Annotated in this window: 26 protein-coding genes; all 26 read right to left on the bottom strand. The window is 43.0% G+C overall.

The annotated features are described in order from the left end of the window. Positions 1-21: 21 nt before the first annotated feature. The 26 genes from WSWS_RS02795 to racE all read right to left on the bottom strand — a co-directional run bounded on the left by WSWS_RS02795 (position 22) and on the right by racE (position 25593). A complete protein-coding gene (locus WSWS_RS02795; protein WP_070229844.1) occupies positions 22-1731 on the bottom strand; it encodes a hypothetical protein in 1710 nt (569 codons plus the stop codon). A 158-nt stretch (positions 1732-1889) separates the two neighbouring features. Next, positions 1890-2663, bottom strand: coding sequence for an ABC transporter permease (locus tag WSWS_RS02790; protein ID WP_070229843.1), 774 nt, complete (start codon positions 2661-2663; stop codon positions 1890-1892). Beyond that, on the bottom strand, positions 2656-3306 hold the full coding sequence (locus WSWS_RS02785; RefSeq protein WP_070229842.1) for an ABC transporter ATP-binding protein: 651 nt from the start codon (positions 3304-3306) through the stop codon (positions 2656-2658). Before WSWS_RS02785 ends, WSWS_RS02790 begins: the two co-directional genes overlap by 8 nt. A 157-nt stretch (positions 3307-3463) precedes the next feature. After that, positions 3464-4558, bottom strand: coding sequence for a polysaccharide pyruvyl transferase family protein (locus WSWS_RS02780; RefSeq protein WP_070229841.1), 1095 nt, complete (start codon positions 4556-4558; stop codon positions 3464-3466). Positions 4559-4762: 204 nt separating this feature from the next. Beyond that, the gene (locus WSWS_RS02775; protein ID WP_070229840.1) at positions 4763-4951 is read right to left on the bottom strand and encodes a PspC domain-containing protein; all 189 of its coding nucleotides are present in this window, start codon (positions 4949-4951) and stop codon (positions 4763-4765) included. Between the two features lie 21 nt (positions 4952-4972). Next, positions 4973-6370 (bottom strand): DUF4097 family beta strand repeat-containing protein, encoded by a 1398-nt coding sequence (locus WSWS_RS02770; protein ID WP_070229839.1) that lies wholly within the window; start codon positions 6368-6370, stop codon positions 4973-4975. After that, positions 6367-6756 carry a PadR family transcriptional regulator gene (locus WSWS_RS02765; RefSeq protein ID WP_070229838.1) on the bottom strand — a complete coding sequence of 130 codons (390 nt, stop codon included), beginning with the start codon at positions 6754-6756 and terminating at the stop codon, positions 6367-6369. The genes WSWS_RS02770 and WSWS_RS02765 overlap by 4 nt, the downstream gene beginning before the upstream one ends. A 196-nt stretch (positions 6757-6952) precedes the next feature. Continuing rightward, on the bottom strand, positions 6953-7705 hold the full coding sequence (locus tag WSWS_RS02760; protein ID WP_070229837.1) for a DUF4811 domain-containing protein: 753 nt from the start codon (positions 7703-7705) through the stop codon (positions 6953-6955). Then, a complete protein-coding gene (locus WSWS_RS02755; RefSeq protein WP_070229836.1) occupies positions 7705-9252 on the bottom strand; it encodes an MDR family MFS transporter in 1548 nt (515 codons plus the stop codon). Before WSWS_RS02755 ends, WSWS_RS02760 begins: the two co-directional genes overlap by 1 nt. A 224-nt stretch (positions 9253-9476) precedes the next feature. After that, complete coding sequence (locus tag WSWS_RS02750) at positions 9477-10397, bottom strand: cation diffusion facilitator family transporter (RefSeq protein ID WP_070229835.1); 921 nt, start codon at positions 10395-10397, stop codon at positions 9477-9479. Between the two features lie 216 nt (positions 10398-10613). After that, positions 10614-11192 carry a hypothetical protein gene (locus WSWS_RS02745; RefSeq protein ID WP_070229834.1) on the bottom strand — a complete coding sequence of 193 codons (579 nt, stop codon included), beginning with the start codon at positions 11190-11192 and terminating at the stop codon, positions 10614-10616. 62 nt (positions 11193-11254) lie between these two features. After that, positions 11255-11752, bottom strand: coding sequence for a methylated-DNA--[protein]-cysteine S-methyltransferase (locus WSWS_RS02740; protein WP_070229833.1), 498 nt, complete (start codon positions 11750-11752; stop codon positions 11255-11257). Between the two features lie 153 nt (positions 11753-11905). Continuing rightward, a complete protein-coding gene (locus WSWS_RS02735; protein WP_070229832.1) occupies positions 11906-12514 on the bottom strand; it encodes a hypothetical protein in 609 nt (202 codons plus the stop codon). Positions 12515-12562: 48 nt separating this feature from the next. Beyond that, the gene (locus WSWS_RS02730; protein WP_070229831.1) at positions 12563-12949 is read right to left on the bottom strand and encodes a DUF948 domain-containing protein; all 387 of its coding nucleotides are present in this window, start codon (positions 12947-12949) and stop codon (positions 12563-12565) included. A 260-nt stretch (positions 12950-13209) separates the two neighbouring features. Beyond that, entirely contained in the window at positions 13210-14826 is a 1617-nt protein-coding gene (gene treC / locus WSWS_RS02725) for an alpha,alpha-phosphotrehalase (protein ID WP_070229830.1), read from the bottom strand. 20 nt (positions 14827-14846) lie between these two features. Then, entirely contained in the window at positions 14847-16352 is a 1506-nt protein-coding gene (locus WSWS_RS02720; RefSeq protein ID WP_070229829.1) for a PTS transporter subunit EIIC, read from the bottom strand. Positions 16353-16364: 12 nt separating this feature from the next. Continuing rightward, a complete protein-coding gene (locus WSWS_RS02715; RefSeq protein ID WP_070229828.1) occupies positions 16365-16847 on the bottom strand; it encodes a PTS sugar transporter subunit IIA in 483 nt (160 codons plus the stop codon). Positions 16848-16861: 14 nt separating this feature from the next. Continuing rightward, complete coding sequence (treR, locus tag WSWS_RS02710; protein ID WP_070229827.1) at positions 16862-17563, bottom strand: trehalose operon repressor; 702 nt, start codon at positions 17561-17563, stop codon at positions 16862-16864. A 259-nt stretch (positions 17564-17822) separates the two neighbouring features. Next, positions 17823-19517, bottom strand: a complete 1695-nt coding sequence (argS, locus tag WSWS_RS02705) for an arginine--tRNA ligase (protein WP_070229826.1) — start codon at positions 19515-19517, stop codon at positions 17823-17825. Between the two features lies 1 nt (position 19518). After that, complete coding sequence (locus WSWS_RS02700) at positions 19519-19863, bottom strand: hypothetical protein (protein ID WP_070229825.1); 345 nt, start codon at positions 19861-19863, stop codon at positions 19519-19521. Between the two features lie 96 nt (positions 19864-19959). After that, entirely contained in the window at positions 19960-21489 is a 1530-nt protein-coding gene (murE, locus tag WSWS_RS02695; protein WP_070229824.1) for a UDP-N-acetylmuramyl-tripeptide synthetase, read from the bottom strand. A gap of 42 nt (positions 21490-21531) precedes the next feature. After that, a complete protein-coding gene (locus WSWS_RS02690) occupies positions 21532-22158 on the bottom strand; it encodes a non-canonical purine NTP pyrophosphatase (protein ID WP_070229823.1) in 627 nt (208 codons plus the stop codon). Then, positions 22158-23453, bottom strand: coding sequence for a bifunctional folylpolyglutamate synthase/dihydrofolate synthase (locus WSWS_RS02685; protein ID WP_070229822.1), 1296 nt, complete (start codon positions 23451-23453; stop codon positions 22158-22160). Before WSWS_RS02685 ends, WSWS_RS02690 begins: the two co-directional genes overlap by 1 nt. Positions 23454-23622: 169 nt before the next feature. Beyond that, on the bottom strand, positions 23623-24141 hold the full coding sequence (locus tag WSWS_RS02680) for a YfcE family phosphodiesterase (RefSeq protein WP_070229821.1): 519 nt from the start codon (positions 24139-24141) through the stop codon (positions 23623-23625). Positions 24142-24143: 2 nt separating this feature from the next. Further along, positions 24144-24743, bottom strand: coding sequence for an XTP/dITP diphosphatase (locus tag WSWS_RS02675; RefSeq protein WP_070229820.1), 600 nt, complete (start codon positions 24741-24743; stop codon positions 24144-24146). Position 24744: 1 nt separating this feature from the next. Further along, positions 24745-25593: a glutamate racemase gene (racE, locus tag WSWS_RS02670; RefSeq protein WP_070229819.1), complete on the bottom strand. Its 849-nt coding sequence runs from the start codon at positions 25591-25593 to the stop codon at positions 24745-24747. Between the last annotated feature and the right edge of the window lie 34 nt (positions 25594-25627).

The following is a 25627-nucleotide window of genomic DNA, read 5'->3' as shown; positions in this document are numbered from 1 at the left end:
TCAACAGCTTTTTATTTATAATTACCTTTTCCAGTGACGATATATTGCTAATCCTAGCCAACTAATCCAACTTACAATTAATACGATGAAGCCCCACCGCATAAACGGTTGTGGTTGGTATTGTACTTGTAACACATTCTTACCGGCTTGACCGTAAACTCGCACGACCCCAATATCTGATAATTTAATATCTTTATTTGACAGCGACTGCTTGTTTAACACTAGCTGAGTATGAGCATATTTTACGACATTGACTGCTTGCCAGCCAGCCTTTTTCTGTTGCCATGTGACATACATTTTGCCATTGCGGATTGTTCTGGTAAATGCATGCCGTGTGTCTCCAATTTCCAACTGGTATTCATAGTATGGATGTGCTGGTATTTTCCCACTAGGTAGTGGCACATAATCTGGCGTCGGCTTCCAAACATTTTCAAGGGCCGTATTAAGCGGATAAAAATTACTGAAGGATTCCTTTAACTGCTCATTAGAAACTTCCTGTTTCACATTCACCCTGGTTTTGACCACGGTACCATTTGACCATGATTGGGACGCATCATATACCTGGTTGGCGGCCACCAAAACGGCGACTGTTGCTAACCCTGTGAGAAAGAACGGTACCAAGCGGTGATTAGACGGCCATTTGTCCTGACCATTTGTCCTGATCTCGGCCATAATCTGCGTCAAGCTTAATCCGAATCCGATGATTAAAAGAGCCGTCGCAAATGGCAAAAAACGGAACGGAAATTGGATGATAGATAATCCAGGAACATGGTTAAATAACCAGTTCCAAGGTAAAAATGGCATGGTCATTAACAGTAAGATTCCACCTGTAATCGTGACCCACCGATTAACTCGTGAAATTTTGTGAAAAAATAGGCCCACGAAACCTAGTTGCAACCCAAAAATGATCTTAAATAAGCCACTAAGGTAATTGTTACTATTTATCAATAACACATGATCCATCGGTGTAACCTGGGTAGTCGGCGACAAAACATGATTGCTTCCAAAAACCTCCAGCATACCCAGCCATATATTAGCCGTCAAACCAAGTGCGAAGACTGCCGCCAGACTCGCACTGCGGACCATTGACCACCGTTGTGGCGATTGCACCATTCGAATCAAGAAAATCACGGCCAAAACAGCAACGTAAATAACTGCTGTTAGCATATGCATTTGTACCATAATTGCTACAGAAAAGGCCATCTCTAGAATGTTGACTGGTTCATCATCTTGCAATAATCGAATAATCACCGCAATGCCAATTGGTAAAATTGCGGTCCCCCAACCTAAAAACTGTTGGTCAGTCGCCCATGCAAGGACACCGTTGGAACTCATGTATAAGATTACTAACCAAGGTTGCAGGCTTTGGGCGATTTTAGCACGATTCACTAAATAATACATGCTAATAGCTGCCAACATGCTGACAAACAGATCACTTAATAACTGATATTTAAACCAAGAGCCACCGATTAATAGTAGCACGCCGTTTAAATAGGCGATTCCCGGTCCATACAGAGCGTTCACAATCCGTCCAGAGCCAAAATAACCATACATTGAAATAAAATACTGTAAATTATGGTCTTTCAATTGCATGGCTGTGTCGTAGAAACGATTCAAATGAAACAATGAATCATCACCCAAAATCATGGCATGCTGATTGATTTGTGGCAACAGTATAACCACACTCATCATGAAAAACAGAACTAAATTTTTGACATGTCGTTTACTCAATTTTTTTCTCCAATACATAAAAAGGCGAACAGCCTAAACTGCCCGCACCCATTTTATCCTGATTTGGTTACATGGTCATTACGCACTGCTTACAATGCTTAGAAAATCAGTCAAACAACCATGTCATCATACGAAACAACATTTTTTTGGTGATATCGTTAGACCTTTGGCAGGCGTAATTGCCAATTGTCATCGAAGAATTGCTTGTAGGCCCGGTAACTGGCATAGACCGAGGCAATGCCCGTTGCTGAAAGTAACATGAACACTACCATAATTTGATATTTAATCGCATAAACTGGATCAACCCCGGCCATAATCAATCCCGACATCATGCCAGGTAGTGATACCAAGCCATATGTTCGGACTGAATCAATGGTAGGTTGCATTCCAAAACGAATTGCTTCACGCGCAATATGGCTGGCAGCCTGGGTCGGCGTAGCACCTAAGGCTAAGCGTTCAAAGACTTGTTCATGTTGATCTTTAAACATTTGATTTAATGAGCGATAGACCAGCCCCACCGCGTTCATAGAATTACCAGCAATCATCCCCGTCACAGGAATCAACTGAAAGGGCGCCACCTTCAAAACGCCTGTTAAGACCAAAATGGTCATGGTAATCGTGGTTGAGAGAAATAACGCCCACCAAGCAATCCCAAAAGCACCTGGAATGCCATGTGCCCGCTTTTTACCATTCAAGGCCGCATTAAAGACAATGAACACCATCATCGCTAACGTCAAAAAGACATTGTTCAAATTAAAGATAAACTTCAATAAAAACCCAACGATAATTAATTGAATCACTGCCCGGGTCACGGAAATGATGGTATCCTTCTCCAAATGCAATTTTTGCTTGTAGCTAATGCCCAATGAAATCGCCACCAAAACAAGCGCAATGGCTAACGAACCATTTGAAATATTAATTTGATCATTCATGTGAGAACCCTACCTTTCCCTCGCCAATTGTGAGTTGCCAAGCAGCCCCGGTAATTTCACCCTGATCGTGTGTCACCGATACCACCGCAAAATGATGTTCCTTTTGTAAGTCACGAATGACTTGCCACAAAACTTGCTTACTCTCCTGATCCAACCCCGTCGTGATCTCATCTAATAACAAGACTGTTGGTGGAAACAACAAATTACGGAGTACACCGACTCGTTGACGTTGCCCACCCGATAACTCCTCGATTTCCTTATCTAGATAAAGCGGGTCCAGCCCCATCTGGACTAAACCAGTTTGTTGGCGTTTTTCATTAGGTTCGAGGCCCCGCACTTCAAATGGCAAATTTAAATTATCGCGTACAGTATTGCCGAATAGCTGCGCACTTTGCACAGCATAGGACACTGTTTGCCGGTACTCAGCAATCGTCAGGTCACTGTTACCGTTGTTTAATTCAACTGTCCCGGTTGTCGGCTGTTCTAAGTGTGCCAAGGCCTTTAGTAAGGTACTTTTACCCCCACCAGATGGCCCAACAACGGTTAACCAATCATCCTCTTTCAAAGTGAATGAAAGGTTACTAAACAACTCTTGACCATCTCTGGTCATCCCTAACTGTTCAACTTTTAATAATTCATTCATAATCTGTCATCTCCCACTCTTTGAATCTAACTTACTTATTTTCATTGTAGCATGTGTTTTAATTGCTTTGTGAATAAGTTATATAATGTTGTCTTGACATTTTAAAAAAATCATAGCATAAAAAAACCTAACTAAAAAAGTTAGGTTGCTCAACAAACTAGTCACGCAGTGCTGCTTGTAAAAAGGTGAGTGATTCGACGCGACGTTCCGCAATGCGTGCATCTGATGCCGCAAAATCAACGGCTAAAACTTCGGCGATCGTATCAACTTCAGCCATGCGGCGTTTTGCAAGGCCGGTCATGTCTAATAAGGTATCAATACGTGAACTCATTTTTTGATGTGCCTGATCAGCGCGTTCGGCAATCGTGAATGGTGTGTGGAAAATAGTGGCAAACACGGCTGCGTGGAATGAGTCGGTGATGACCGCTGCCGCATGATTGATAAACGCCACAAATTCAGCGGGATCCTTGGTAAAATACTTCCGTAATTGATGGAAGTCCGTGTTATGAAATTCAACGATAGCATAACCTTGCGCACGAAAATCTTGGATCATACGCAGGGTTGCCGGTGACTTTTGCCCCAGGACATATGTAAAGACATACTTACCCTTTGGCACTGCAATTTGATCTAAGTCAAAGAGCGTCGACCATTCAGCTTGTGTTAATAACATGGTTGGATCCAAAACAACTGATACGTCAGTGCCGGTAATTGCTTGCAACAACTCTACGCCTGCCTGTTCACGCACGGAAGCCGCCTTAAATTTTGGCACCTCATGCTTAAACAAAGCTGACGCATCCTCATCAACACGCGCGACACTGATACTGGCGGCATACGAGATCCGTTTCTGGGCGGGAATATGTTCTAGCAAAAAGTAATTAAAGTATTGATCATTAACGATCGTTGGATTCCAAACTTGATCGGATCCGGTCACCACGTAATCAAACGCAACCAAGTCATTTAACTGATTTGTCCGTGGATTGTCTAAAAATTCCGAACGCTCCAAGTAACGCGTCGCGAATTTTACAAAGTTTTGCTTACGCTGATACTTACGCAGGGTTTGAAATGGGTGTTCAAACGCGGCCTTGACCGGTTGGTGATTAGTTAATGGAATCGGATCCAAATCCCAGCCGTTACGAATAGCCACTGGCTCAGCATTTAATTTTTTTAACGCTTCAAACAAAGCCACAGCTTGCAGGCGATTACCGTAATTCCAGAGGCCTCCAAGTGTGAGGATTGCAACTTGCTTCTTCATGTTTTGCTCCTTGAAAAGTAGTGTTTTCATTATCGCATAGAATGACTGATTACGAAAAGTAAATTAATCGCGTTTCAAAAAACCGTTCGTGATTGGACCTAATAACTTACTGACAGACCCGGGGTAATCACCGGAATAAACCATTTTTCAATGAAAAAAAGCATTTTCAGCTAACCATAGCTCAAAATGCTCTTCAAAACATACTTACTTTTCTGGTATCAAAACCCAGGCAATCAGATAGGCCAAAATTCCCGGGAAATTTGTGACCAGCGCTACGAACACAAAAATTACCCGTGTCAAAGTGATATCCCACCCAAAATATTCAGCGATTCCTGCAATGACACCACCCAAGACACGATTATTTGAACGCGTTAATTTACGACCATTCTTCATTATCTTTTTACCTCATCTCGATTAATATAATTTGATATTACCTGTATGCGTTGAAGCGGTAATCAGATGTTTTGCTGACTCTTCACCCAAGAAACCACGCTTGGCGGTTTGTGAACTTTCATGTAATGTCACCTCTTCAGGGACCTTCACATTACCATAACTAGTCTCCAAATCGAAACTCACCGCCTGATCCGCTGCATGTGTCACCCGAATAGAGCCGTTTTTATTCAATAAGTGTAACTCACCAGTCATCTTAGCCATGCGCAAACGGAGATTACCATTGACCAGGGCAATCCGACCAGCACCCGTGAAATTTTCCGCCTTGACATTCCCATTCTTGGCGGTGAGTTCAACTTGGCTAATATCAGCATTGACCAGGTTGATATTCCCGTTGATCGCTTGGGTATCGAGACTCGTCAACTCACTCGTGACCACATGCAAGTTACCATTCTTCATCAACAGATGCACATTATTAGCTTTACCACCGATAATCTTGACATCCCCATTATTGATTTCACCCGTAACATCGTTGAATTGCTTCGTGTTTAGTAGTCGCACATTACCTGATTTAACATGGAGGGCGACATTATAAAGCACGTCTAGCGGTAATTGTACGACCACCCGAACCCGCAATGGCCAAAGAACCGGCATCTCACCTTGTTCAAACTGAATGCCTTCAGCATCCTGAATGAAGGTCGTGAAATATCGTTCATTATCATGATCAATAAATTCACTAATTGTCACCTGATTATCATCAGTCCCGATTAAAACGATATCAGCGGCGCGGTAATTGAAAATTAATTGTTGCACTAATTCAGTATTATTCACCGGATAAACCGTCTGGCGATCAGCCTTGGTCCAAACCGGAGCGCGTAATTCTCGTGCGATATCGATCTTTTCGCTCACATCACCATTGAGGACATTATCAATATTGAAATCAAAATCTTCAAAGCGATAATGTTTATTACCAACCCTGGCTCCCTCATGATCAACATTTAACCAGTCACCTACTTTGATCTTGTCATCCTTACCGTTAATCACAATATCAGAACCAATCCGCAGTCCCTGATGATCAATGTGCAAGTTGCCTAGATGGAAACCATTTTCAAATGACACTCCTTCTGTATAGTCAGTGTCCTTGGTTTGCTTTTCGGCGTTGGTTGCCTGTTCAGACGCTTCTGTCGCCGCCTGATGATCTTGGCCAGTAATGTCATCTAGCAATGGTGTGATATCACCTAAGCGCTCAAATGCATCATCCAAGGCTTCTTCTTCGTTACTATCAACAGCCAGGTGTTCTGCATAGGCTTCTTGCAAATCAGCAACTAATTCTTCCTTTAACTCAGTTAATTCAGTTGAAGGCGTGTATGGTGCAAACATGGTATCCAAGCGTGTACGGATGTTTAATTCTACTTGATTCATATCTCTTCGTCTCCTGCTACTTTAACATTTGGCTTACCAGATGGATTAGGGACCTGACCCGTCACTAACTCATCAATGACAACTTTTGCAAAGTCCCATGCAGCCTGGGCATCCGTCAACATCGTTTGCCCAGCATTGGTGATGTGATAGTATTTACGCCGTGAACCTTGTGACTCGTCACCCCAATAACTTTCGATGGCGTCGGCCTTGGTCAGACGCCGGAAAATTGTATAAAGCGTTGCTTCATTAATTTCATATTGATTTTGACTTAACATGCGTACTGTCTTCGCAATTTGGTACCCGTACGAATCACCTTGTGCCAAAATATTTAGCACGATGGTGTCGGTATGACCACGGATGAGGTCTTTTGAAATATCTGTCGCCATTGCAGTCTCCTAAATTACTTGTTCTTTATAACTATTATTATACACAAACTACTGTGTGTGTCAAAGTAATTTAGATTGATTGGCTGCCGCAGTGATTAATAAACAAACGCCGTCACACCATTATTAACCAGTAAGCCTGCGTATGGCGTAAAAAAAGACCCAAACACTACATCGTGTCTGAGTCGTTAACAAATAGTTATTTAATCATTGCTTTAATCATCTTAGCAGTCTCTTCTGCCGTCACTGTGTTCGTGTACGCTGTAAGATCCTTGCCGGGATGTGCTTGCGCATAAGCCATGACTTTCTTTTGAATGGTTGTCTTCATCGCCGTTTGTTGTGCTGCCAATGCTTGGGCCTTCTTGGGGTCCTTGTTCGCGGCAGCCTGACTTGCAGCCATGGCCTTAGCCTGTGCTGGGGTCATAGCAACCCAGGTGTCCTTAGGAATCGTGACTTGGTTGCTTTGTTTAACTAAGTCACCAGCCATCCCCGTGAAGCCAAACAATGACTTGGCGAAATCATTTGACCAGGCCCAACGCGTGGTCTTCGTGGTAACAGTTGCCTTGGTCACGTCAGCATACCGATAAGTAGCTGTCTTCTTCACTGCATTTACAATATGCTTGGTGTCAGGTGCATAATGGGCTGTCGCCTTTTTAGCATCCTTTGTATCACGGAACACCAACACATAGTTCCCGGATTTTTTACCAATTTGTTGTGTTAACAACATGCCAGCCGGTGAACTAGTCTCGCCAGCTGTGTAAATCTGCTTTGTTTCAGTCTTGGTAACTTTTTCCATTCCCCAATGATCGTGGAAATTCAGCGTTGTCAACCAAGTTGCGCCGAGAAGCAATAGCATGAAGAAAATGCCTAAAATCGTATTAACCGGATGCTTCAAATACATGAACGCCCAAAATGTCAAAACGGCAAGCAGCGCAATTACAAAAATAATCATTACTTGACCTCCTTTTCGACATGCACGTCGACTGAGTTAGTTTGACCAACGATGACTTTACCGTCATGCAAAAAATTAGCGACGACAATACCGATGATGGCAAATACTAGCCCAAGGAAGAATGAAGCGTGGAACCCATCCAAGGATGCTTGTAACATATGATCAGCATAACGAATTGGATCATTCACTTGCAAAGCATGTGATGGTGTGTTCGTATTAATGATGTTTTGCGTGACGGAAGTTAACAAAGCCACCACGACTGCTGAAGCAACCTGACGAATGGTATTATTTGAAGCAGTTCCATGTGCCGCTTCCTCACGAGGCAAAGCTGACATCGCAGAGGCTGTCAAAGGCATCATGACCATTGCAATACCAAACATACGTAATGCGTAGAGTAAGGTAATAATGTGCATTGGTGTGTCAATACTCAAGAATACAAATGGCAAAGTACCAATTGCCAGGATCGTGAAGCCAACCCGAGCTAAGCGCTTAGCACCAACCTTATCGTAAGCAGCTCCCGCGATTGGTGACATGATTCCCATCATCAAGGCACCCGGCAGCAAAGCTAATCCTGATTGTAGTGCGGTTTGTCCATGCACATTTTGCATATAAATTGGCAACATCATTTCGACACCCATCATGGCCATCATCGCCAACGCAGTGCCAGCTGTTGTCAAAGCGAATTGCTTGTTCGCGAAGACCCGGACATCCATGAATGGTTGATCCATGCGTAATTGACGCCAGAAGAACAAACCGATAATGATCACCCCAATAACAATTGGCAGAATCACTGTGTTCATTGCACCCCAACCATCATTTGAAACGTTGGTGAAGCCCCAAAGGAAGATACCAAAACCTGCTAATGACAGCATCAGTGACAACACATCCAGCTTCATCGGCTTATTTTCAATAACATCCTTCATAAAGAAGGGTGTCAAAATAATTGTAATGCCCAGGACAATCATCGGTAAGATAAAGATAGATCGCCATGAATCACTTAATGTTAACCCTAAAATGACATGATCCTTATCCAAGATCCAACCAGATAAAGTTGGCCCAATCGCTGGTGCTAGACCAATGACCAAACCACCAAGTCCCATCGCGGCCCCGCGCTCTTCAGCTGGGAAGATATTTACCATGACAACCTGCATCAATGGCATCATAATACCCACAGCCGCAGCTTGTAAAATACGTCCCGCTAAGAACATCACCCACATATCTTTATCAGCCGGCGTAACTGCATCAACAGTCATGCCAGCAAACAAAACAATATATGCAGTCAGGTACAACCACTTCGTTGAAAAACGAGTGGTCAAGAACGCTGACACGGGAACCATGATCCCATTTGCTAACAAGAACCAAGTAGTTGCTTGTTGAGCTGTTGAAAGCGTAATATCAAAATCTTTCATTAACGTTGGCAATGCAGTTCCTAGTGACGTTTGATTCAGCATTCCAGCGAATGTTGCAATCAACAACAACAGGACCATTGCAAAACGGCTATAAGACTTGCCATGAATATCGAGCGCTTGCTCTTTTCCGTTAGCCATCTCTTCCTCCTCATATACACGATAACTTTGTTAGTTAGATTTTATTTTAAACTCACTAACTTTTAAAATCAGAAAAACTGATTCTTTCGACTTTGATTATTGTAAAGTTAGTTGACAAAGAATGCAAGTGAAAAGCCCGCCATTGGACATTACAGTTTCACGACAAAAGGAACGTTCCATGAGAACGTTCCTTTATTCACAATCTAGCTAAAAAATGTAAACGATTACTGTTCCTCATTCCAATCGTAGTCAGCAATCATTTGCATATCTGCATGATCGACTTCTGGTTGGATTGTGACATGATGTACATCAAACTTTTTTGCCAGGTTTTGTTGCATATCACGAATGATTAGCTCCGCATCTGATAACAGCATATCTTGCAGGGTCACGTGGAAAGATAGCATCACCCGCTTTTCATCAACTTGCCAAGCATGAAAATGGTGACATCCCTTGACTTGCGGATAGGTTTGCACAAAACTGCGTACCTCATCCAAATTGAGGACTACATTCGACTGCATCAGAATTTGGGTCGCCTGCTTTAGGACTGGCCACGCTTCCTTCAACATATAAAGAGCCACCAACAAAGTAATCACCGGATCAACCCAAACCCAGTTGAACAGATTGATCATGACCGCGGCAAAAATAACACCAACTGAAGACAAGGCGTCCGCGACAATATGTAGAAAAGCTGCCTTGCGATTCAAATTATCACCCTCCGGTTTTAATAGAAAAGCGGTGAATAAGTTGGCCAGTAATCCGATTACGGCTACGATTAACATCACCGTGCCTTGGATCGGATGCGGGTCAAAAAAACCTTGAATTGATTCATAAATCAGCATCATTGTCACAATAATCAAGAAAACTGAATTGACAAAAGCTGCAATAATCTGCGCACGCCAATATCCAAAAGTGTTCCGTTGATTTTGTTTATTACCAGAAATTTTCTGTGCGATGCCGGCAACAATAATTGACAAGCTATCTGTGAAATTATGAATTGAATCCGAAATCAACGCCAATGACCCTGACAACAGGCCACCGACCAACTCTGATATTGAGATCAAAACATTTAAGAGGGTTGCCCCTAAATATCGTTTACCGTCTGTAAACTGTACCTCATGCGTATGCGCATGTTTTTGTTCTGCCATCATCAACCTCTTTCTAATCCGCGTACTGATTTTGGTTATCATCAACAAACCAACGCCTTGATAACTGATGATAACTAAAATCTTGCCTAAATATAGTATACCTGTCCACTTAAAGGATGCCTATCCTAGCTACATTCAAGTTGTTTGCTACCCCATTAAAGACCCGACGCCTATTAAAGTAAAAACTCCGAAAGTATGAGACTCCCGGAGTTTTCGTTAGAATGTTGCTAAAATCTCTGTAATCACCGGTTGCCGTTCTGACGGAATGGTGTTAAATAGGTTGCGCACCATCTCAACATGCTTTTCAGCGCGATCACTAGCGGCCTGGGCCATTTGCGTGCGATCAATATGACTGGTATGATCCTGCTGCGCTAACTTTGTAAATAAGTCGCTGTAAGCATAGTAAGCACCAATAAACCAGCCATTATAATAGGGCATAATCAAGTTTTGGAGGGTTAATTTTTGCGTATCGGTCTGCTTGATAGCATCAATTTCTTCAGCTAAAACTGATTTAATCTGCGTGTAAACATCATTGGTAGCGTTATACGCACCTCGTTCCACCGTAATATATGACGCTTGGGCTGCTGCTTCCACTTGGTCAATCCATGCGGCAGTCATGTCACCTTCACTCAGACCTTGCGTATCAGCCACAACTTCTCTATAAGCATACAAAAACCCAGCAGCCATCCCCTGCATCACAATTGGTTTCAGTACTTTTACTGGCAACTCAGACAAATTTAAGTCAACGTTCAATTCATCAACCTTGGTTGACAATTGTGCTTCAATTGGTGTCATAATTACTCACTCTCATTCGTTAATACCCTAAGTTTACCATAAGACGACACCATAACTAGAGATCAAGGTAGGCTAATTCCTTCTAATTGCAACAGACGGCGCTTATACGACACCCCCCACCGAAATTGACCAATTGTACCATCTTTACGAACAACCCGATGACATGGCACGATCAACGGTAATGGATTCTTACCGACTGCAGAAGCGACTGCCCGGACAGCAGTTGGTCGCCCAACCATCGTCGCCAACTCTGTATAGGTAACCGTTTCTCCGTAAGGTACTTTTTGTAATGCCGTCCAAACCGCCTGTTGAAAGGGTGTGCCAGTAGCATACCCAACGGGCAGATTAAGTTCACGAACGGCCCCGGTTAAGTACGCTGTCATGGCCCCTTCAGCTTCAGCAAATAATTGATGATTTGCTTGTAAGTCCTGTGTCTTAAAAGCGTGCTCAATTTCGGCTAACGAACCATCTGGCTCACCAATATAGACTAGTTTACCGTGTTCATCAGCGACTAACAGATAGGTCGCCGAGACGGCTGTGATTTTTTGATATTGGAACATCCTCGCCTCCATCTTCATTCAAGCAGGTCGTTTATATTTCTTTCAAATGTCGGTGACAAACGACCCCACTTGGTAGATTGTAATTAATGCTTGGCCACCTCTAGCTAAAAAGTAGCCACCGCTTAACGGGGTGGCTACTTCAACTATTTTTAATTATAAACCGCTCAAACCAGACTTCTTTGATTCTGACAAGCCCTCAGCTTCTGAGGCAACTTCTTTTGCAACGGCTTTAGCAACGCCAGCCGCTGAATCCTTGATATCTGCGACGCTTTCGGCAACTTCTGTGACAACTGGTTCAACTGCTTCTGAAGCTGCTGCCACAACATCCTCAGCATCCAATTCTTCAAAGGCTTCCTTTAGAGTAGGTGCATCGGCATCTAAGACGATGTCGATATCTTCCTCAGCTACTTCAGGAGCCACTTTAGCCTTGAAATCAGCTGCTTGCTCTTCAGCCTTCACCTTGGCATCGGCAATCAGTTCCTTAGCCTGGGCCTTCAATTCATCACTCTTGATTTTAAGGTCCGCCAACTTGGCTTGTAATTCTTCATTGTCAGCCAAGCCTGTGATTTCAGCATACTTGTTCACTTCTTCTTGCGCTTTAGCCTTGTATGACTTGGCTTGTGTCTTGGCATCACCGTAGTAGCCATCGGCCTTTGCCTTCAAGTCGGCTCGCTCTTGCTCAGAAAGTGACTTGTAATAAATGTATCCAGCGGCCGCAGCCACTGTTCCCAATGCTAATCCTTTTAAAAATCCCTTTGCCATAACTATTTACCCCATGCATTCATAAATATTTGATATCGCTATCAAGGACTACTTTGTGACAGTACGCTTGCGATGCTTACGCAAGTTGTTGACAACACCAAAGGCAGAAGCGACATTCGCGACATTCTTATTTGATGCAGTTCCCTTAACCTTGTTGGTCAAATGGTGTGTTGCATTGTTCAATTCAGAGACACTCGTTCCCAGGTCGGCTGCGGCTTGGACCACTGGATCAATGGCAGCCATCTTATCATTGACATCGGTCAACAAAACATTCGCATTTGCCAAAATTTCATCAGCCTCACGAGCAATAATGTCGACATCCCGTGTGATTACCCCAAGTGTCCGGGTCAACCGAACTAAGAACAAACCAATAAATAATACTAGTAGTAGCACTGCCACAGCAATGATGAGAAGTGCAATATTTCCTGGTGTCATATATCCCTCCAATACTGATGCATCAATTACTGGTACATTCTAATTATATTTTAACCTTTTTTGAAAATCCTTTCAACCTAAAACAATTGTCACCCAATCTGCGTGACCGCTTTAAGCGTGACTGGATCATCAGATACACAAAAGCCCATGCGTTGGTCTCTCTCCAATTCATGGGCCATGTCTATCGCGTTGCATAAATGATACTCCGACCACATCCGTGTGTGGCCTATTGTCCAATCAGATTGATGAGGCACATTATATTAGATTCCTCCAATTATGAGCGCAACACTTTGATATGGTTGTAATTGACCATCAGTGAATGATACATCATTATTAACTAGCAGCGTCGCATCTTTATAAGTAGCTAATGGTTCATAATTAGCAATATGATTAGTAAAGTTATTTAATACCAGCATTCTCTGTCCGTGCCATTCGCGTTCAAATGCATAAATGTTAGCATCATCTCTATAAACTGCATGATAATTACCTTCGGCCACTATAGGCATTTCCTTACGTAAACGGATTAACATTTGGTAGAATTTAAAAATTTCGCCATCCTTGTCTTTTGCGACATTGATGCTTTCATAATATCCTGCTTTCAACCAAGGTGTACCCGTTGTAAAGCCACCATTTGCCGAATTATCCCAGGCCATCGGAATACGAGAATTGTCCCGTGACTTAGCCTTAATTATTGTCAGTGCCTCTGATGCTGATTTACCGTGTTTTAATAACATCTGATAGGCGTTTTTGCTTTCGACATCGACATAATCGGTTATTGTGTCAAAATTCGGATCCAACATGCCAATTTCTTCTCCCATATAGATATAGGGGGTACCACGTGATAAATGAATGCTAGCTGCTAACATAGTAGCCCCTTTTACTCGGAAATGCTGCACATCAATAAAGCGATTAAGGGCACGCGGCTGATCATGATTGTTCCAAAATAATGCATTCCAACCACCCGCTTGTGACATCTGTTCTCCCCAGTCATGAAACAACTGTCGTAGTTTAGCAAAATCGAATCGCTGCAGAGTCCATTTTTGACCATTTTCATAATCAACCTTAAGATGATGAAAATTGAACGTCATCGTTAGTTCATGGCGGTCCGATCGAGTATACAGCACACAATTCTCAATTGTTGTGGAACTCATTTCTCCAACTGTAATGGCACTAGGATTCTTACCAAAAGTTTTTTCATTGAGTTCACGCAGGTAATCATGTGTAATGGGCTTGTCAGTGTACTCTGGTTTACCATCGTTTGCTGCATGATTACGCAACTTAGCATCCTTCCCAATCACATTAATGACGTCAAAGCGGAACCCATTAACACCCTTATCTTGCCAAAAATTAACGACATCATACAACGCTTGCCGTACTTTGGGATTACGCCAATTCAAATCTGCCTGTGTCACATCATATAGATGTAAGTAATATTTACCAGTATCACCAAATGGCGCCCAGGCACTGCCACCGAATTTTGAAACCCAATCAGTTGGTTCATCGCGCAGGATAAAAAAATCTTGATAATCTGCATCACCAGCTAACGCCTTTTGAAACCATTCATGTTCAATCGATACATGGTTTAGCACCATGTCCAACATCAACTCAATACCATGTTGCTTGGCTTGATACACTAACTCTTCAAAATCAGCCATCGTTCCAAAATCAGGATTAATAGCGGTGTAATCCGAAATATCATAACCATTATCTCGTTGGGGACTTGGATAGAATGGATTTAGCCAAAGCATATCGATCCCTAATTCTTTGAGATAGTCCAATTTTTGTATAATCCCGCGTAAATCACCGATGCCATTGCCCGTCGTATCTAGAAAAGATTTGGGATAGATTTGATAGATTACCTTATCTGAAAAACTCATGTTCGCTCTCCTATCTGGTTCTAAGATTGCTTGAACACGTTCTTTTTTTGTGCATTCTTAGCTTTATCAACATCACTGTCTTTAAATCCCCAAAGATACACAGCCCCAAATGAGACAGCAGTCGTAACGACACTCGCGATCAAGAATGCCCAAATATTATTTGGATTTGTTTTTGAGAAAAATGAGGGAAAACCGATCCAAGATCCTGTGAATCCAAACATGTCAATTTTCATTAGACCAGCAATGAATCCGCCAACGGCACCACCAATGTTAGCCATCCAAAATACGCGACCGTACTTCAAGTTAATGCCGTACATGGCTGGTTCTGTCACACCAGCGAAACCTGATAATGCACCTGCTAGTGACAAGCCCTTAATATCAGCACGCTTCGTCTTTGCCCAAACCGCTAACGCACCGGCACCTTGCGCAATCATGGTGAAATTAATCAATCCATTTAATACTGAATGGCCAGTTGAAGCGATATCATTTGAAATAATTGGAATCACCATCCAATGCAAGCCGAAGATGACCAAGCACTGATAGAAACCACCAATGATCAAACCAGCAAATGCTTCGTTAAATGTTACCAAATAGTTAATTACGGCAGCCAATCCTGCTGAAATCAATGAAATCACCGGTCCCATTACTACGATGACTGCAGCGGAGACGATGAAAACTGTAAACAAAGGTTGGAAAATTGAACGTAAACTTAATGGCAATACTTTCTTCAACCAATTCCCAACTGGACGTGCCAACCAAGCTGCGAAAATAATAGGGAAAATTGAATAAGTATACTGTGGCAAATGAATCGGTAATCCAAAGAAGGTAGCATTTAACGGAATACCAAATAAGGCTGCCATTCCTTTGGTTGGGGCACTCCATAGAGCTGCGATCGTTGGGTGGACCAATACGCCTCCAATAGCCGCGACTGTAATAGGATCTGACTTGAGTTGTTGTGCAGCAGTAAATCCAACTAAGATGGGTAGGAAGTAAAAGGCTGAATCACCCATCGCATTAATAATTGTGTAAGTAGTTGAGTCTGTGCTTATCCATCCTAAATTGAACGTAAATAGGGTCAAAAAACCCTTCAAAATACCAGATGCCGCTAATAGCCCAATGACTGGAATCATTGATCCTGTAATCGTGCCAATTAATAATTGAAACGCTCGAGAAAGCCATCCCCAAGCCGACTTAGGCTTTTCAGGTTGACTAGCACCACCAGTAGCTGCAACAGCAGCGTTAGTCGCTTCTTCATCGACAACCTCGTCTCCTAATTTAGTAATCACCTCATCGTACACATCCGTAACTGCCGGACCAATCACCACCTGATATTGACCCAACGCCTCATTGTAAACCGCCCCAGCGACGCCATCCAATGAACTAATCTTTTCTGTATTGGCTTTCTTTTCATCATTTAAATAAAACCGTAAACGAGTGATACAGTGAATCACCGTATTCACATTTTCTTTGCCACCAACGTTTTCAATGATGTCATCTGCTAATTTGCTATAATCTTTTTGTGCCATTTTCTGAACTCCTTATTTGGCCGTTGCTGAACCGACAACTTGTCCCGCTTGATAATGATCATTTGTCACAACTAATTGATCCAGGCTCTCCGCCGTGTTTGTAATTATAATCATGGTTGTAGTGTCCAAATCTGCATCTTTAATTTGTTGCCAATCCACGTTAACTAAAGCATCACCGCCAGCAACAATATCACCTACTTTGACTTGTATATCAAAAGGAGCACCATTCAGTTGCACCGTGTCGATACCCAAATGCAGTAAAATTTCCAACCCGTCCGCCCGTTGCAACCCAATAGCGTGACCAGATGCAATCGTCACTTTCCCAGTTACTGGGGCAACCACTTCACCATTCTCTGGCACGATTGCAAACCCGTCACCCATCATTTTTTGTGCAAATACCGGATCACTGACCTGACCTAAATCGATGACGTCACCGGTCACTGGCGCATATAGTTGTTCATCTGCAACTAGTTTTTTCTTACCTAATCCAAACATTTCCATCCTCCAAATTAATGTACTCGTCGGGCAAACTCAACACTAGAAAATCGATCGGCACGATGACGCGATTCGGTATATGACAAAATGCGACTATCGGCTAGATACGTCCGACTACGTACCACCACAATCGGTGTGTGCGCAGAAATTTTTAAATGCCGTTGATCATCGATTGTCGCCTGCTCAACTGTAACTTTTTTTATGGCGTAATCAATCGTCAAGCCTAATTCTTGTTCGAAATAAGCAAATAACGAATTTTGCGCAACATGGATCGGAATCTCATCCACCACGTCACATAAAATATAGTCGTAATCGATGACGTCAGGTTCATTTTCGACTTCACGTAACCGCACCACTCGCCAGGTCAATGTATCATTGACTGGACCTAGCCATTCTGGTACGGCACTTTGCGAAATTGAAAGGACCGTCGTTTTTGATTCTAGATGCGCCTCATCGACCAGTTCCTGATAACTTTTAATTTCAGCTACCGGAAATAAGAACTGTCTACGTTCGATGGCTATCGTCCCTTTTCCTCGTAGCCGTTGCACATATCCTTCATCGGCTAAAAGTTTCATCGCCTTACGCACCGTTTCACGCGACGTTTTGTATTTCATGACTAACTGTTGGTCACTCGGCAACAACTTATTATCATGATCAAATTCTCCATTGCGCAACCGTTCTAAAATGTCATTATAAATTTGTCGATATTTTTCCATGTTGCCCCCTGTAACCTTATCTTAGTCATTCATGAAAACGTTTACAATACTGTTGTTTACAGTTTTACTTAAAATGTCTAGTCATGTCAACCATGAAAGCCGGCCTAACCCATTTTGCCAACTAGGCAACTTTTTATATGATTAATTTTGATGTCGGCGCAATCCTTGAAAGATCGCACAACAAAAAAGCACTTGGAAAGTTTTCCAAGTGCTAAGGTAATTTAAATTAGTTCGATTGGTCTGTCACTCGATAAACAGCCTACATCTCACTTGGTGCTTCGACACCAAGCATATTCAGTGCTTCTGTTAACACGATGATGACCGCGCTAACCAAGGCCAAACGGCTATTGCGTTGCTCATCGTCTACCAAAATCTTTGAATTAGCGTAGTACTTATTAAAGGCCCGCGCTAAACGCAGGGCGAACTTAGCAGTCATGCTAGTGTCTCGCTTTGACCATGCATCACGGACAACAGTTGGGAAATTCTTCAACAAGGTAATGGTATCCCAAGTAGCAGCGTCATCCAATTGCAAATCGTTGACATTCACTTCTACGCCAGCCTTACGCAAAATTGAATTTGCACGGGCAATCGTATATTGCACGTATGGACCGGTATCCCCTTCAAACTTGACAGCATCCGCGGGTGTAAAATCAATGAAGTTTTTACGTTCATTCATCAAATCGTTAAACACAACCGCGCCAGCCCCAACTTGTTCGGCAACCAAGTCCTTATTTGGCAAATCAGGATTCTTTTCTGAGATTTGCTTCAAGGCAGCTTCGTGAGCCATGTTTAGCACCTCAACAAGGGTGACTACATTACCCTTACGCGTTGACATCTTTTCACCATTAATGGTGATCAAACCATAGCTGATGTGTTCGATGTCGTCTGACCAATCATGACCCATCAACTTCAAAATGGCCTTCAATTGACGGAAGTGCTCAGTTTGCTCGGCACCAACAACGTACAATGATTTCACAAAATCGTATTCACGCTGACGGAATTCAGCTGCTGCTAAATCACGGGTGATGTAGGCAGTAGAACCATTTGACTTTAAAATCATTGAAATTGGCAAATTCTCATCAGGCAAAAGGGTTGGCAAATCAACGATTTCAGCACCCTGTGAATCCGTCAACAGATTCTTATCCTTGATCTCTGCGACGACCGGTATCATCTTGTCATTAAAGAAGGCTTCACCGTTCATTGAATCAAACGTGATGTGCAAACGCTCATAAACCTCTTGGAATTCACTCAATGAAGCATCACGGATAGTTTGCCATAAGCTAACGGCTTCAGCATCCCCATCTTCCAATTTTTTGAACCAATTACGTCCGGCATCAGCGACCGCTTCATCAGTCTTGGCCGCCTTATTGATCTCAACGTACAACTTAACCAACTCATCGACGGAATATTCCTCGATTGGCTTATTACCCCATTTTTTATAGGCGGCAATCATCAAACCAAACTGGGTACCCCAGTCACCAAGGTGATTGATTTTGATTGGGTTGTAACCATTCTTCTTAACCAAGTTGGCGAAGGCATTCCCGATCACCGTTGAACGTAAATGCCCAAAACTCATTGGCTTAGCAATATTTGGCGATGACATATCGATCGTAATATTTGCCCCGGCACCATCATTATTTTGACCGTAAGCAGCGCCTTGCGCTAAAACATCGCGCAAAACGGTATTGGTCGTAGCATTCTTATCAAAGAAGAAATTAAGGTATGGACCAACCGCGACAACCTTTTCAAATGCACTTTGATCAATCTTTGCTAAGATGTCCGTGGCGATTTGTTGTGGTGCCTTACGCAAAACCTTAGCTAGCGTAAACGTTGGAAAAGCTGCATCCCCAAGATCAGCTGACTTTGGTGTCTCTAACTTCGCAGTAATGGTTGCCAGATCCAATTCAGGTACTGCTACAGCAATTGCTTGAGCCACAAGAGCCTTGTTGTCCATGTTATTCCTCCTCCTCTTCTTTGTCAGTTTCTTCATCAATGATGCCTTCTGGAATTGCATCTTCCTCTTCTTCTTCATCCTTTGGTGTTTCACGTGGTGCTGGATTTTCAGTCTTGATCAAAATTTTTGTCTCTGACATACGCACCACGGCACGACGGTTATATTCATTAACCGTCGCATTATCTTCAGGATCGTTTTCAGTAATTAACACTAACAACGAGTGTTCATAGATTTTTTCAACAATGCCCTTAAAGTCATGTTCGAAATTACCAAATTTCTTACCGGCAACAAAATCACCCAAATCAAAGATTGAGTTGTTTACTTCTGGTTCGTTCGTCTTAGCCACGATACTACCCCTTTTCTTATCTACCTTATTTGCAGTATTTCCGAATTCAATGCCTATAAAATACAGGTCAATTCTCCTATTATACCAAAAAAATCACTAATTTTCTAGTTCGGCAACCACGCGCTGTGCGACGACCCAATCATTTTCATATGGGGTATCAACCCCCTTGATTTTTTGATACTCATCGAGACCTTTAGCAGCCAATACCACCACATCATTAGGACCAGCCTCGCGGATTGCTTGCTCAATCGCTTTGGTACGATCCATTTCGCGCTTAACCACCACCGTGTCAGCTGTAATTTGCGCTTGAATTTCATCCGCAATCGCTGCTGGATCCTCATATTGAGGATCATCAGCAGTTAGATAGGCGACATCCGCCCCCTCATTAATCGCTTGTCCAATGCCGGGTCGTCGTGAAACGCCCTTATTGCCAGGCGCGCCGACGACGATCCGGAGCTGATCAACCGTTTCATTTTTACGGACAAACTGTAATAACGCTGAGATTGATGCATAGTTATGCGCGTAATCAACGTAAATCGTGCCATGCATCTTTGAAGTCATCATTTGCATCCGGCCGGGAATTTGGACGACTGCTAATCCTTCCTTGATGGCTTCCGTATCTGCACCGACCAGCCGCGTCGCAATCGCGACTGCGGTCGCGTTACTCTCATTAAAATCACCTGGAATATCTAAGGCATATTGGCCACCAATGCGCAAACGACCTGCCTGTTGGTTTTCTTCGCGGACCATGAACTTTGACCCTTGCAAATTAGCAGCGACAGTTTCAAAGCTGACATCGGCCCGATTATCTTCTTCGTCATATTGACCATACAACCACAACCCATCGCGCGGTACCGCCGCGGCTGCGTGCTCAATTAATTCACTAAAGTGTTGCGAATCAGTATTCAACACAATCTGTTCTGAATGATCAAAAAGCATCATCTTGTGTTCAATGTAATCTTGAAATGTAGGATGTTCATTTTCACCAACATGATCAGGTGAAATATTCAGAAAAATGCCCACATTGTAACGCAAGCCATAGACCCGTTCCATCTTGAAAGCTTGTGATGAAACCTCCATCACCATATGTGTCATGCCATTATCAACGGCTTCGCGCATCCACATAAATAAATCGAGTGATTCCGGTGTCGTTAAATGTGCCCGCCGTTGGTTTTCTGGTTTTGGCCCGGTGATACTCATTAAAGTTGAAGATAGGGCGACTTTATTACCCGTAGCAACTTTCAAAATTTCATAGGCCATGTATGCTGAGGATGTCTTACCCTTAGTTCCTGTAATCCCAATGAGGGCTAACTTATTTTGTGGATAATCGTAAAATGCCATGCTTAAGACACTCATCGCTGCCAAATTATCGTTCACCGACCAAGTAGGAAGACTCGTTGCGTGGACAAAACTATCCAAGGCGACGATCGCAGTCACCCCTTTTGCAATCGCCTCATCAAGATATTCAGGCTTGAAATAGCCTTTGATAAACAGCAATGTATTTGCCCTAACATCATTGGAGTTATACGAGATATGTGTAAATTCCGTTTTTTCGTCGATTGAAGGCGCTGTTTCTAACAAATACTCACTTTCCAAAATGTTAGTGATCTGTTCTGCAGTTAACATTTCATCCTCCCTTGATATGTCATGTTGCGTAACCAATACTGGTTATTTTTCAATTGGTAACTGACCTTGCCATTCGTTGGCAGTTCGTAAAGTGACTAACATTTTCATGATTGCGCGCCCACGAGCCAAGTAGTTAATGCGTGCTGGCATGGCAATTTCGGCCGTTGTCAGACCAATTTCAGTTTCCATAATGTTGTCTAATCCTAAGGCCGATCCCCGTGGCGCTTTAGCCACCCGGGTTCCGGTTCGCCCTTCAGTCATGAATCGTGTGCCCTGTGGCGTAATCAATTCCAAATACGAACTAATCCAGGCCGTCCGGTCAGCCTCAGCTGGTATTAATCCCAGGACATAGTCATTAATCTCAGCATCCTCGTGTAATCCTTGCGCGATAAATTCACGCATTGTGGTCACGCCAAAATGATCCGGAATGGCTGGAATAAACAACGCCGAATCATCTGCTAAGATATATTCGTTTGGTAATTTTTTGTGCAAAAATGTGGCTTTCACCAGCGCATTTTCGCGCATATTGTCCGTAGTCTCAGCTGGAAAGCTGACCTGAGCAATCAATTCCCGATAATTGACCGCGACGACGCCAAGCACCGTCAAAATATCGATAATTTCTTTGCTTTTTGCCGTATTATTTGAGGCAATCACTAGACGCTGTAACATTAAAAATTATCCTCACTTAAAATTGCACGTAACGTATAGAATGACCCTGTCACCACAATCAAAGATCGTGATGACTCACGCATCCGTCGGGCTAATTGAATAGCCGCTGACGGATCATCTGCAATCTCAACATCAACGTTACTCATGAGCACAGCCTGAGCTGCCAATGCATCGGCAGATAGGCCACGCTCATTATCTGGCGTGACTGCAATTAATGTCGCCACTTGTGGAAGCAACTCTTCCAAAATTTCATGCACGTGGTTGTTATCCATCAAACCAAGAATCACCGTTGGTTTGAATGGTAAATGCCAGCTCCGCAATGAGGCGACCAAGCCACGAATACCTTCTGGATTATGTGCGCCATCAAACAAGATGTTACGATCAGCATCATACTCCATACGTCCTTTGATCTTCACGTAGGCCAAGCCCTGGGCGGCCTTATCCTTTTCAATAGCAAACCCGTGTGTTTCCAACATGTTCAACGCGGCAATCACGGTACTCAAGTTATTAGCTTGATAATTACCAGTTAATGAAAGGTACAATTCATGCATTTGATTAACATTGAGATGAATACCTTTTGGTGAACTGTTCAAGACCGTAATCTGTGGTTTAGGTTGGTCATTCCAAATGGCCCCAACGGCGACGGTTTTTTCACGTAAGACCTTTTCAACTTCAAGGTCTTGGCCAGGATAGGAGATCACCAACGCATCTTTTTTAATGGTGGCTGCTTTAATCTCCGCAATTTCATGTAAATTCTTGCCCAGACGGCCTAAATGATCGGTTGAAATTTTAGTAAAGATGACCATGAATGGATTCGTAATCGCATTAGTCGCATCCTGGGCCCCACCGAAATTGGCCTCTAAAATCACAAAATCCAAATCTTTTTGGTCAAAATAGACCAGTGCCATTAACGTTAGCCACTCAAATTTCGTCAAGGTGTCAAAGGCACCCCCATGTCTTTTAACCTCAGTCAAAATTTCCAGAAAGGTTTCTAAAAACTCAGTTTCAGAAATATTTTGATTATTAATTGTGATGACTTCCCGTTGATCAATGACCGCCGGTGTTGAAAAATGACCGACTTTATAGTCATTTTCAATCAAGACGTTGGCCAACATCGTACCAGTTGAACCCTTACCATTGGTACCAACAATGTGAATAATGCGTAGTCGAGCTTCAGGGTGCCCCATCCATTGCAAAATTTCTTGCATCATCCCCACACGATCCGCCGGTTGATTAATTAAAGGTAATTGATCGAGCTTTTTGATGATTGATTTATAAGATTCACTAGTAGCCATAACATGCCCTTCTGAATAGATGATTGTGTCACCTAACTGTTTTGAATTCCTTTATTTTATCACAATAAACTAGCATCGACTATGCAACCCTTGACAATTAGATTGTGTGCCATCACACAATACACCCGACTTAGACAGAAAAAAACCCCAGAAAAATCTGGAGTGTCATTTATTTTTTAAAAGTAAAGCTAAAACCTGCCACTGGCGTCATATCACGTTGGTAGTAGGTCACCTGATACATAGCTGGTGTCACCGTCAAAATCGCATATGTGCCCCCAAGATAGGCGTATGGACCCTTGGGTAATGCAATTGACCCTGGATTGATGAATAAACGACCATCAATCATTTCTGCACCAATCACATGCGTATGACCGGAAGTCACCACCGTAGCAGGCTTACTAGCCACAGCCTCACGCAATCGATTCAGATCCATTTCGGTATGATAAAAATGACCATGGGTTTGATACAACGACAACTCACTATCTTGGAAATCGCGATCAGCTGGAAACATCTCGTCGTAATCCATATTGCCGATAACCGGCAGCAAGTCATTAAATAATTCGTCACTAGCATCAAGCTCTGAGTCACCATTATAAAACATTGCCCGGACTTTGCCACGATAAGCATTGACGATTTTCTCAAGGATAGACCGGTCACCATGTGCATCTGAAATAATAAGATAATCCATCACTAATCCTCCCACCAAGCATCAAATTGTTCAATGAATTTACGGAGTGCTTTGCCTCGATGAGAAATGGCATTTTTTTCGTCAACCGTCATTTCAGCTGTCCGTTTGTCAAATGGCTCATAATAAAAGAGTGGATCATAACCAAAACCGTTATTCCCTTTTAAATCATGCATGATTTTGCCATCAACCCGGCCAGTAGTAACTAACCGTTCACCATTTGGCTTGATTGCAACGATCACCGTATGAAATGATGCCTGCCGTTGATCATCTGGCACATCTGCCATCTTAGCCAATACTTTTTGGTTGTTGGCATCATCATCATGGTCGCCAGCATAACGCGCCGAATGAACTCCCGGTTCACCATGCAAAAAATCAATTGTCAAGCCAGAATCTTCAGCCACCACTGGCTCGTTATAAAAACGTGCAATCGTCTCAGCCTTAATCGTGGCATTCTCTAAAAAAGTCGCCCCGTCTTCAATGATTGTCGGTACATTTTCCAAATCTTTGAGCGAAACTACTTCGATGCCCTTTGGCGCCAGCATACTCTCAAATTCACGCACTTTACCTGCATTGCCAGTCGCAAAAATCAATCGTTTTGTCATGTTAATCTAACTCCGTATTTTTGTTAATGATTAGGGTGTCGGCAACGAGCTCCAGATGCTTAACTGACATCTGCTCAAGTGCTAACCACTTTTCACCTAATTCAGCAAAACGAGCCACATGCCCCGTCGTGAAGTATTCATCATCGTGGTGGTCGACTGGCACCCCTGCATCGTGACGCAAATCATATTGTTCAAGTGTTTGTTCCACTAAATTAATCGTTTCAGCCCCGGAATTGACCAATTTCACGCCTGGTCCCATCGCTGCTTGAATAAATGGCTCTAATAAAGGAAAGTGGGTACATCCTAAAATCAACGTATCCACCTGATACTCTTTAAAATAACCAAGTTTATCAAAAACCAGTTGTTGGGCTGCAGCTGACGTGTAGTCATGGTTTTCAACCACATCCACAAATTCAGGGACTGCCAACTGCGTGACCTTGGCTGTGTTGTTACCCTGCAAGAGCGCATTATAATAGGCCAATGATGACACCGTCCCGGCCGTCGCAATGACCCCAATGTCAGCTGCTGTCGTTGTGGCCAATGCGGCATCGACCCCTGGTTGAATCACACCAACCACTGGAATTGCCAGCTTGGCTTGCAAATCAGGTAACGCTGCTGCCGTAGCTGTGTTACACGCAACGACGAGCATTTTTATGTCTTTTTTTAGCAAGTAATTGACCATTTGCCAAGTGAAATCAAGAACCTCTTCCTGGGGCCGGGGTCCATATGGCATGCGTAATGTATCGCCAATATAATAAACTTGCTCATTTGGAATCTGAGTCAAGGCTTGTTTGACGACTGTTAAGCCACCCACACCGGAGTCAATGTACCCAATCGCACGATTATCCATGAACATACTTCCTTTCAACTAATGTCTTACTGTC

The organism is Weissella soli, assembly GCF_001761545.1.
Classification (GTDB): Bacteria; Bacillota; Bacilli; order Lactobacillales; family Lactobacillaceae; genus Weissella; species Weissella soli.
The sequence above is the reverse complement of the archived record's forward strand: the minus strand, read 5'-3'. Positions and strand labels throughout refer to the sequence as shown.

Coding starts and splice junctions, on each gene's coding strand:
- WSWS_RS02790 (WP_070229843.1), bottom strand. CDS start 2,663: ATGAATGATCAAATTAATATTTCAAATGGTTCGTTAGCCATTGCGCTT.
- WSWS_RS02785 (WP_070229842.1), bottom strand. CDS start 3,306: ATGAATGAATTATTAAAAGTTGAACAGTTAGGGATGACCAGAGATGGT.
- WSWS_RS02780 (WP_070229841.1), bottom strand. CDS start 4,558: ATGAAGAAGCAAGTTGCAATCCTCACACTTGGAGGCCTCTGGAATTAC.
- WSWS_RS02775 (WP_070229840.1), bottom strand. CDS start 4,951: ATGAAGAATGGTCGTAAATTAACGCGTTCAAATAATCGTGTCTTGGGT.
- WSWS_RS02770 (WP_070229839.1), bottom strand. CDS start 6,370: ATGAATCAAGTAGAATTAAACATCCGTACACGCTTGGATACCATGTTT.
- WSWS_RS02765 (WP_070229838.1), bottom strand. CDS start 6,756: ATGGCGACAGATATTTCAAAAGACCTCATCCGTGGTCATACCGACACC.
- WSWS_RS02760 (WP_070229837.1), bottom strand. CDS start 7,705: ATGATTATTTTTGTAATTGCGCTGCTTGCCGTTTTGACATTTTGGGCG.
- WSWS_RS02755 (WP_070229836.1), bottom strand. CDS start 9,252: ATGGCTAACGGAAAAGAGCAAGCGCTCGATATTCATGGCAAGTCTTAT.
- WSWS_RS02750 (WP_070229835.1), bottom strand. CDS start 10,397: ATGGCAGAACAAAAACATGCGCATACGCATGAGGTACAGTTTACAGAC.
- WSWS_RS02745 (WP_070229834.1), bottom strand. CDS start 11,192: ATGACACCAATTGAAGCACAATTGTCAACCAAGGTTGATGAATTGAAC.
- WSWS_RS02740 (WP_070229833.1), bottom strand. CDS start 11,752: ATGTTCCAATATCAAAAAATCACAGCCGTCTCGGCGACCTATCTGTTA.
- WSWS_RS02735 (WP_070229832.1), bottom strand. CDS start 12,514: ATGGCAAAGGGATTTTTAAAAGGATTAGCATTGGGAACAGTGGCTGCG.
- WSWS_RS02730 (WP_070229831.1), bottom strand. CDS start 12,949: ATGACACCAGGAAATATTGCACTTCTCATCATTGCTGTGGCAGTGCTA.
- treC (WP_070229830.1), bottom strand. CDS start 14,826: ATGAGTTTTTCAGATAAGGTAATCTATCAAATCTATCCCAAATCTTTT.
- WSWS_RS02720 (WP_070229829.1), bottom strand. CDS start 16,352: ATGGCACAAAAAGATTATAGCAAATTAGCAGATGACATCATTGAAAAC.
- WSWS_RS02715 (WP_070229828.1), bottom strand. CDS start 16,847: ATGTTTGGATTAGGTAAGAAAAAACTAGTTGCAGATGAACAACTATAT.
- treR (WP_070229827.1), bottom strand. CDS start 17,563: ATGGAAAAATATCGACAAATTTATAATGACATTTTAGAACGGTTGCGC.
- argS (WP_070229826.1), bottom strand. CDS start 19,517: ATGGACAACAAGGCTCTTGTGGCTCAAGCAATTGCTGTAGCAGTACCT.
- murE (WP_070229824.1), bottom strand. CDS start 21,489: ATGTTAACTGCAGAACAGATCACTAACATTTTGGAAAGTGAGTATTTG.
- WSWS_RS02690 (WP_070229823.1), bottom strand. CDS start 22,158: ATGTTACAGCGTCTAGTGATTGCCTCAAATAATACGGCAAAAAGCAAA.
- WSWS_RS02685 (WP_070229822.1), bottom strand. CDS start 23,453: ATGGCTACTAGTGAATCTTATAAATCAATCATCAAAAAGCTCGATCAA.
- WSWS_RS02680 (WP_070229821.1), bottom strand. CDS start 24,141: ATGGATTATCTTATTATTTCAGATGCACATGGTGACCGGTCTATCCTT.
- WSWS_RS02675 (WP_070229820.1), bottom strand. CDS start 24,743: ATGACAAAACGATTGATTTTTGCGACTGGCAATGCAGGTAAAGTGCGT.
- racE (WP_070229819.1), bottom strand. CDS start 25,593: ATGGATAATCGTGCGATTGGGTACATTGACTCCGGTGTGGGTGGCTTA.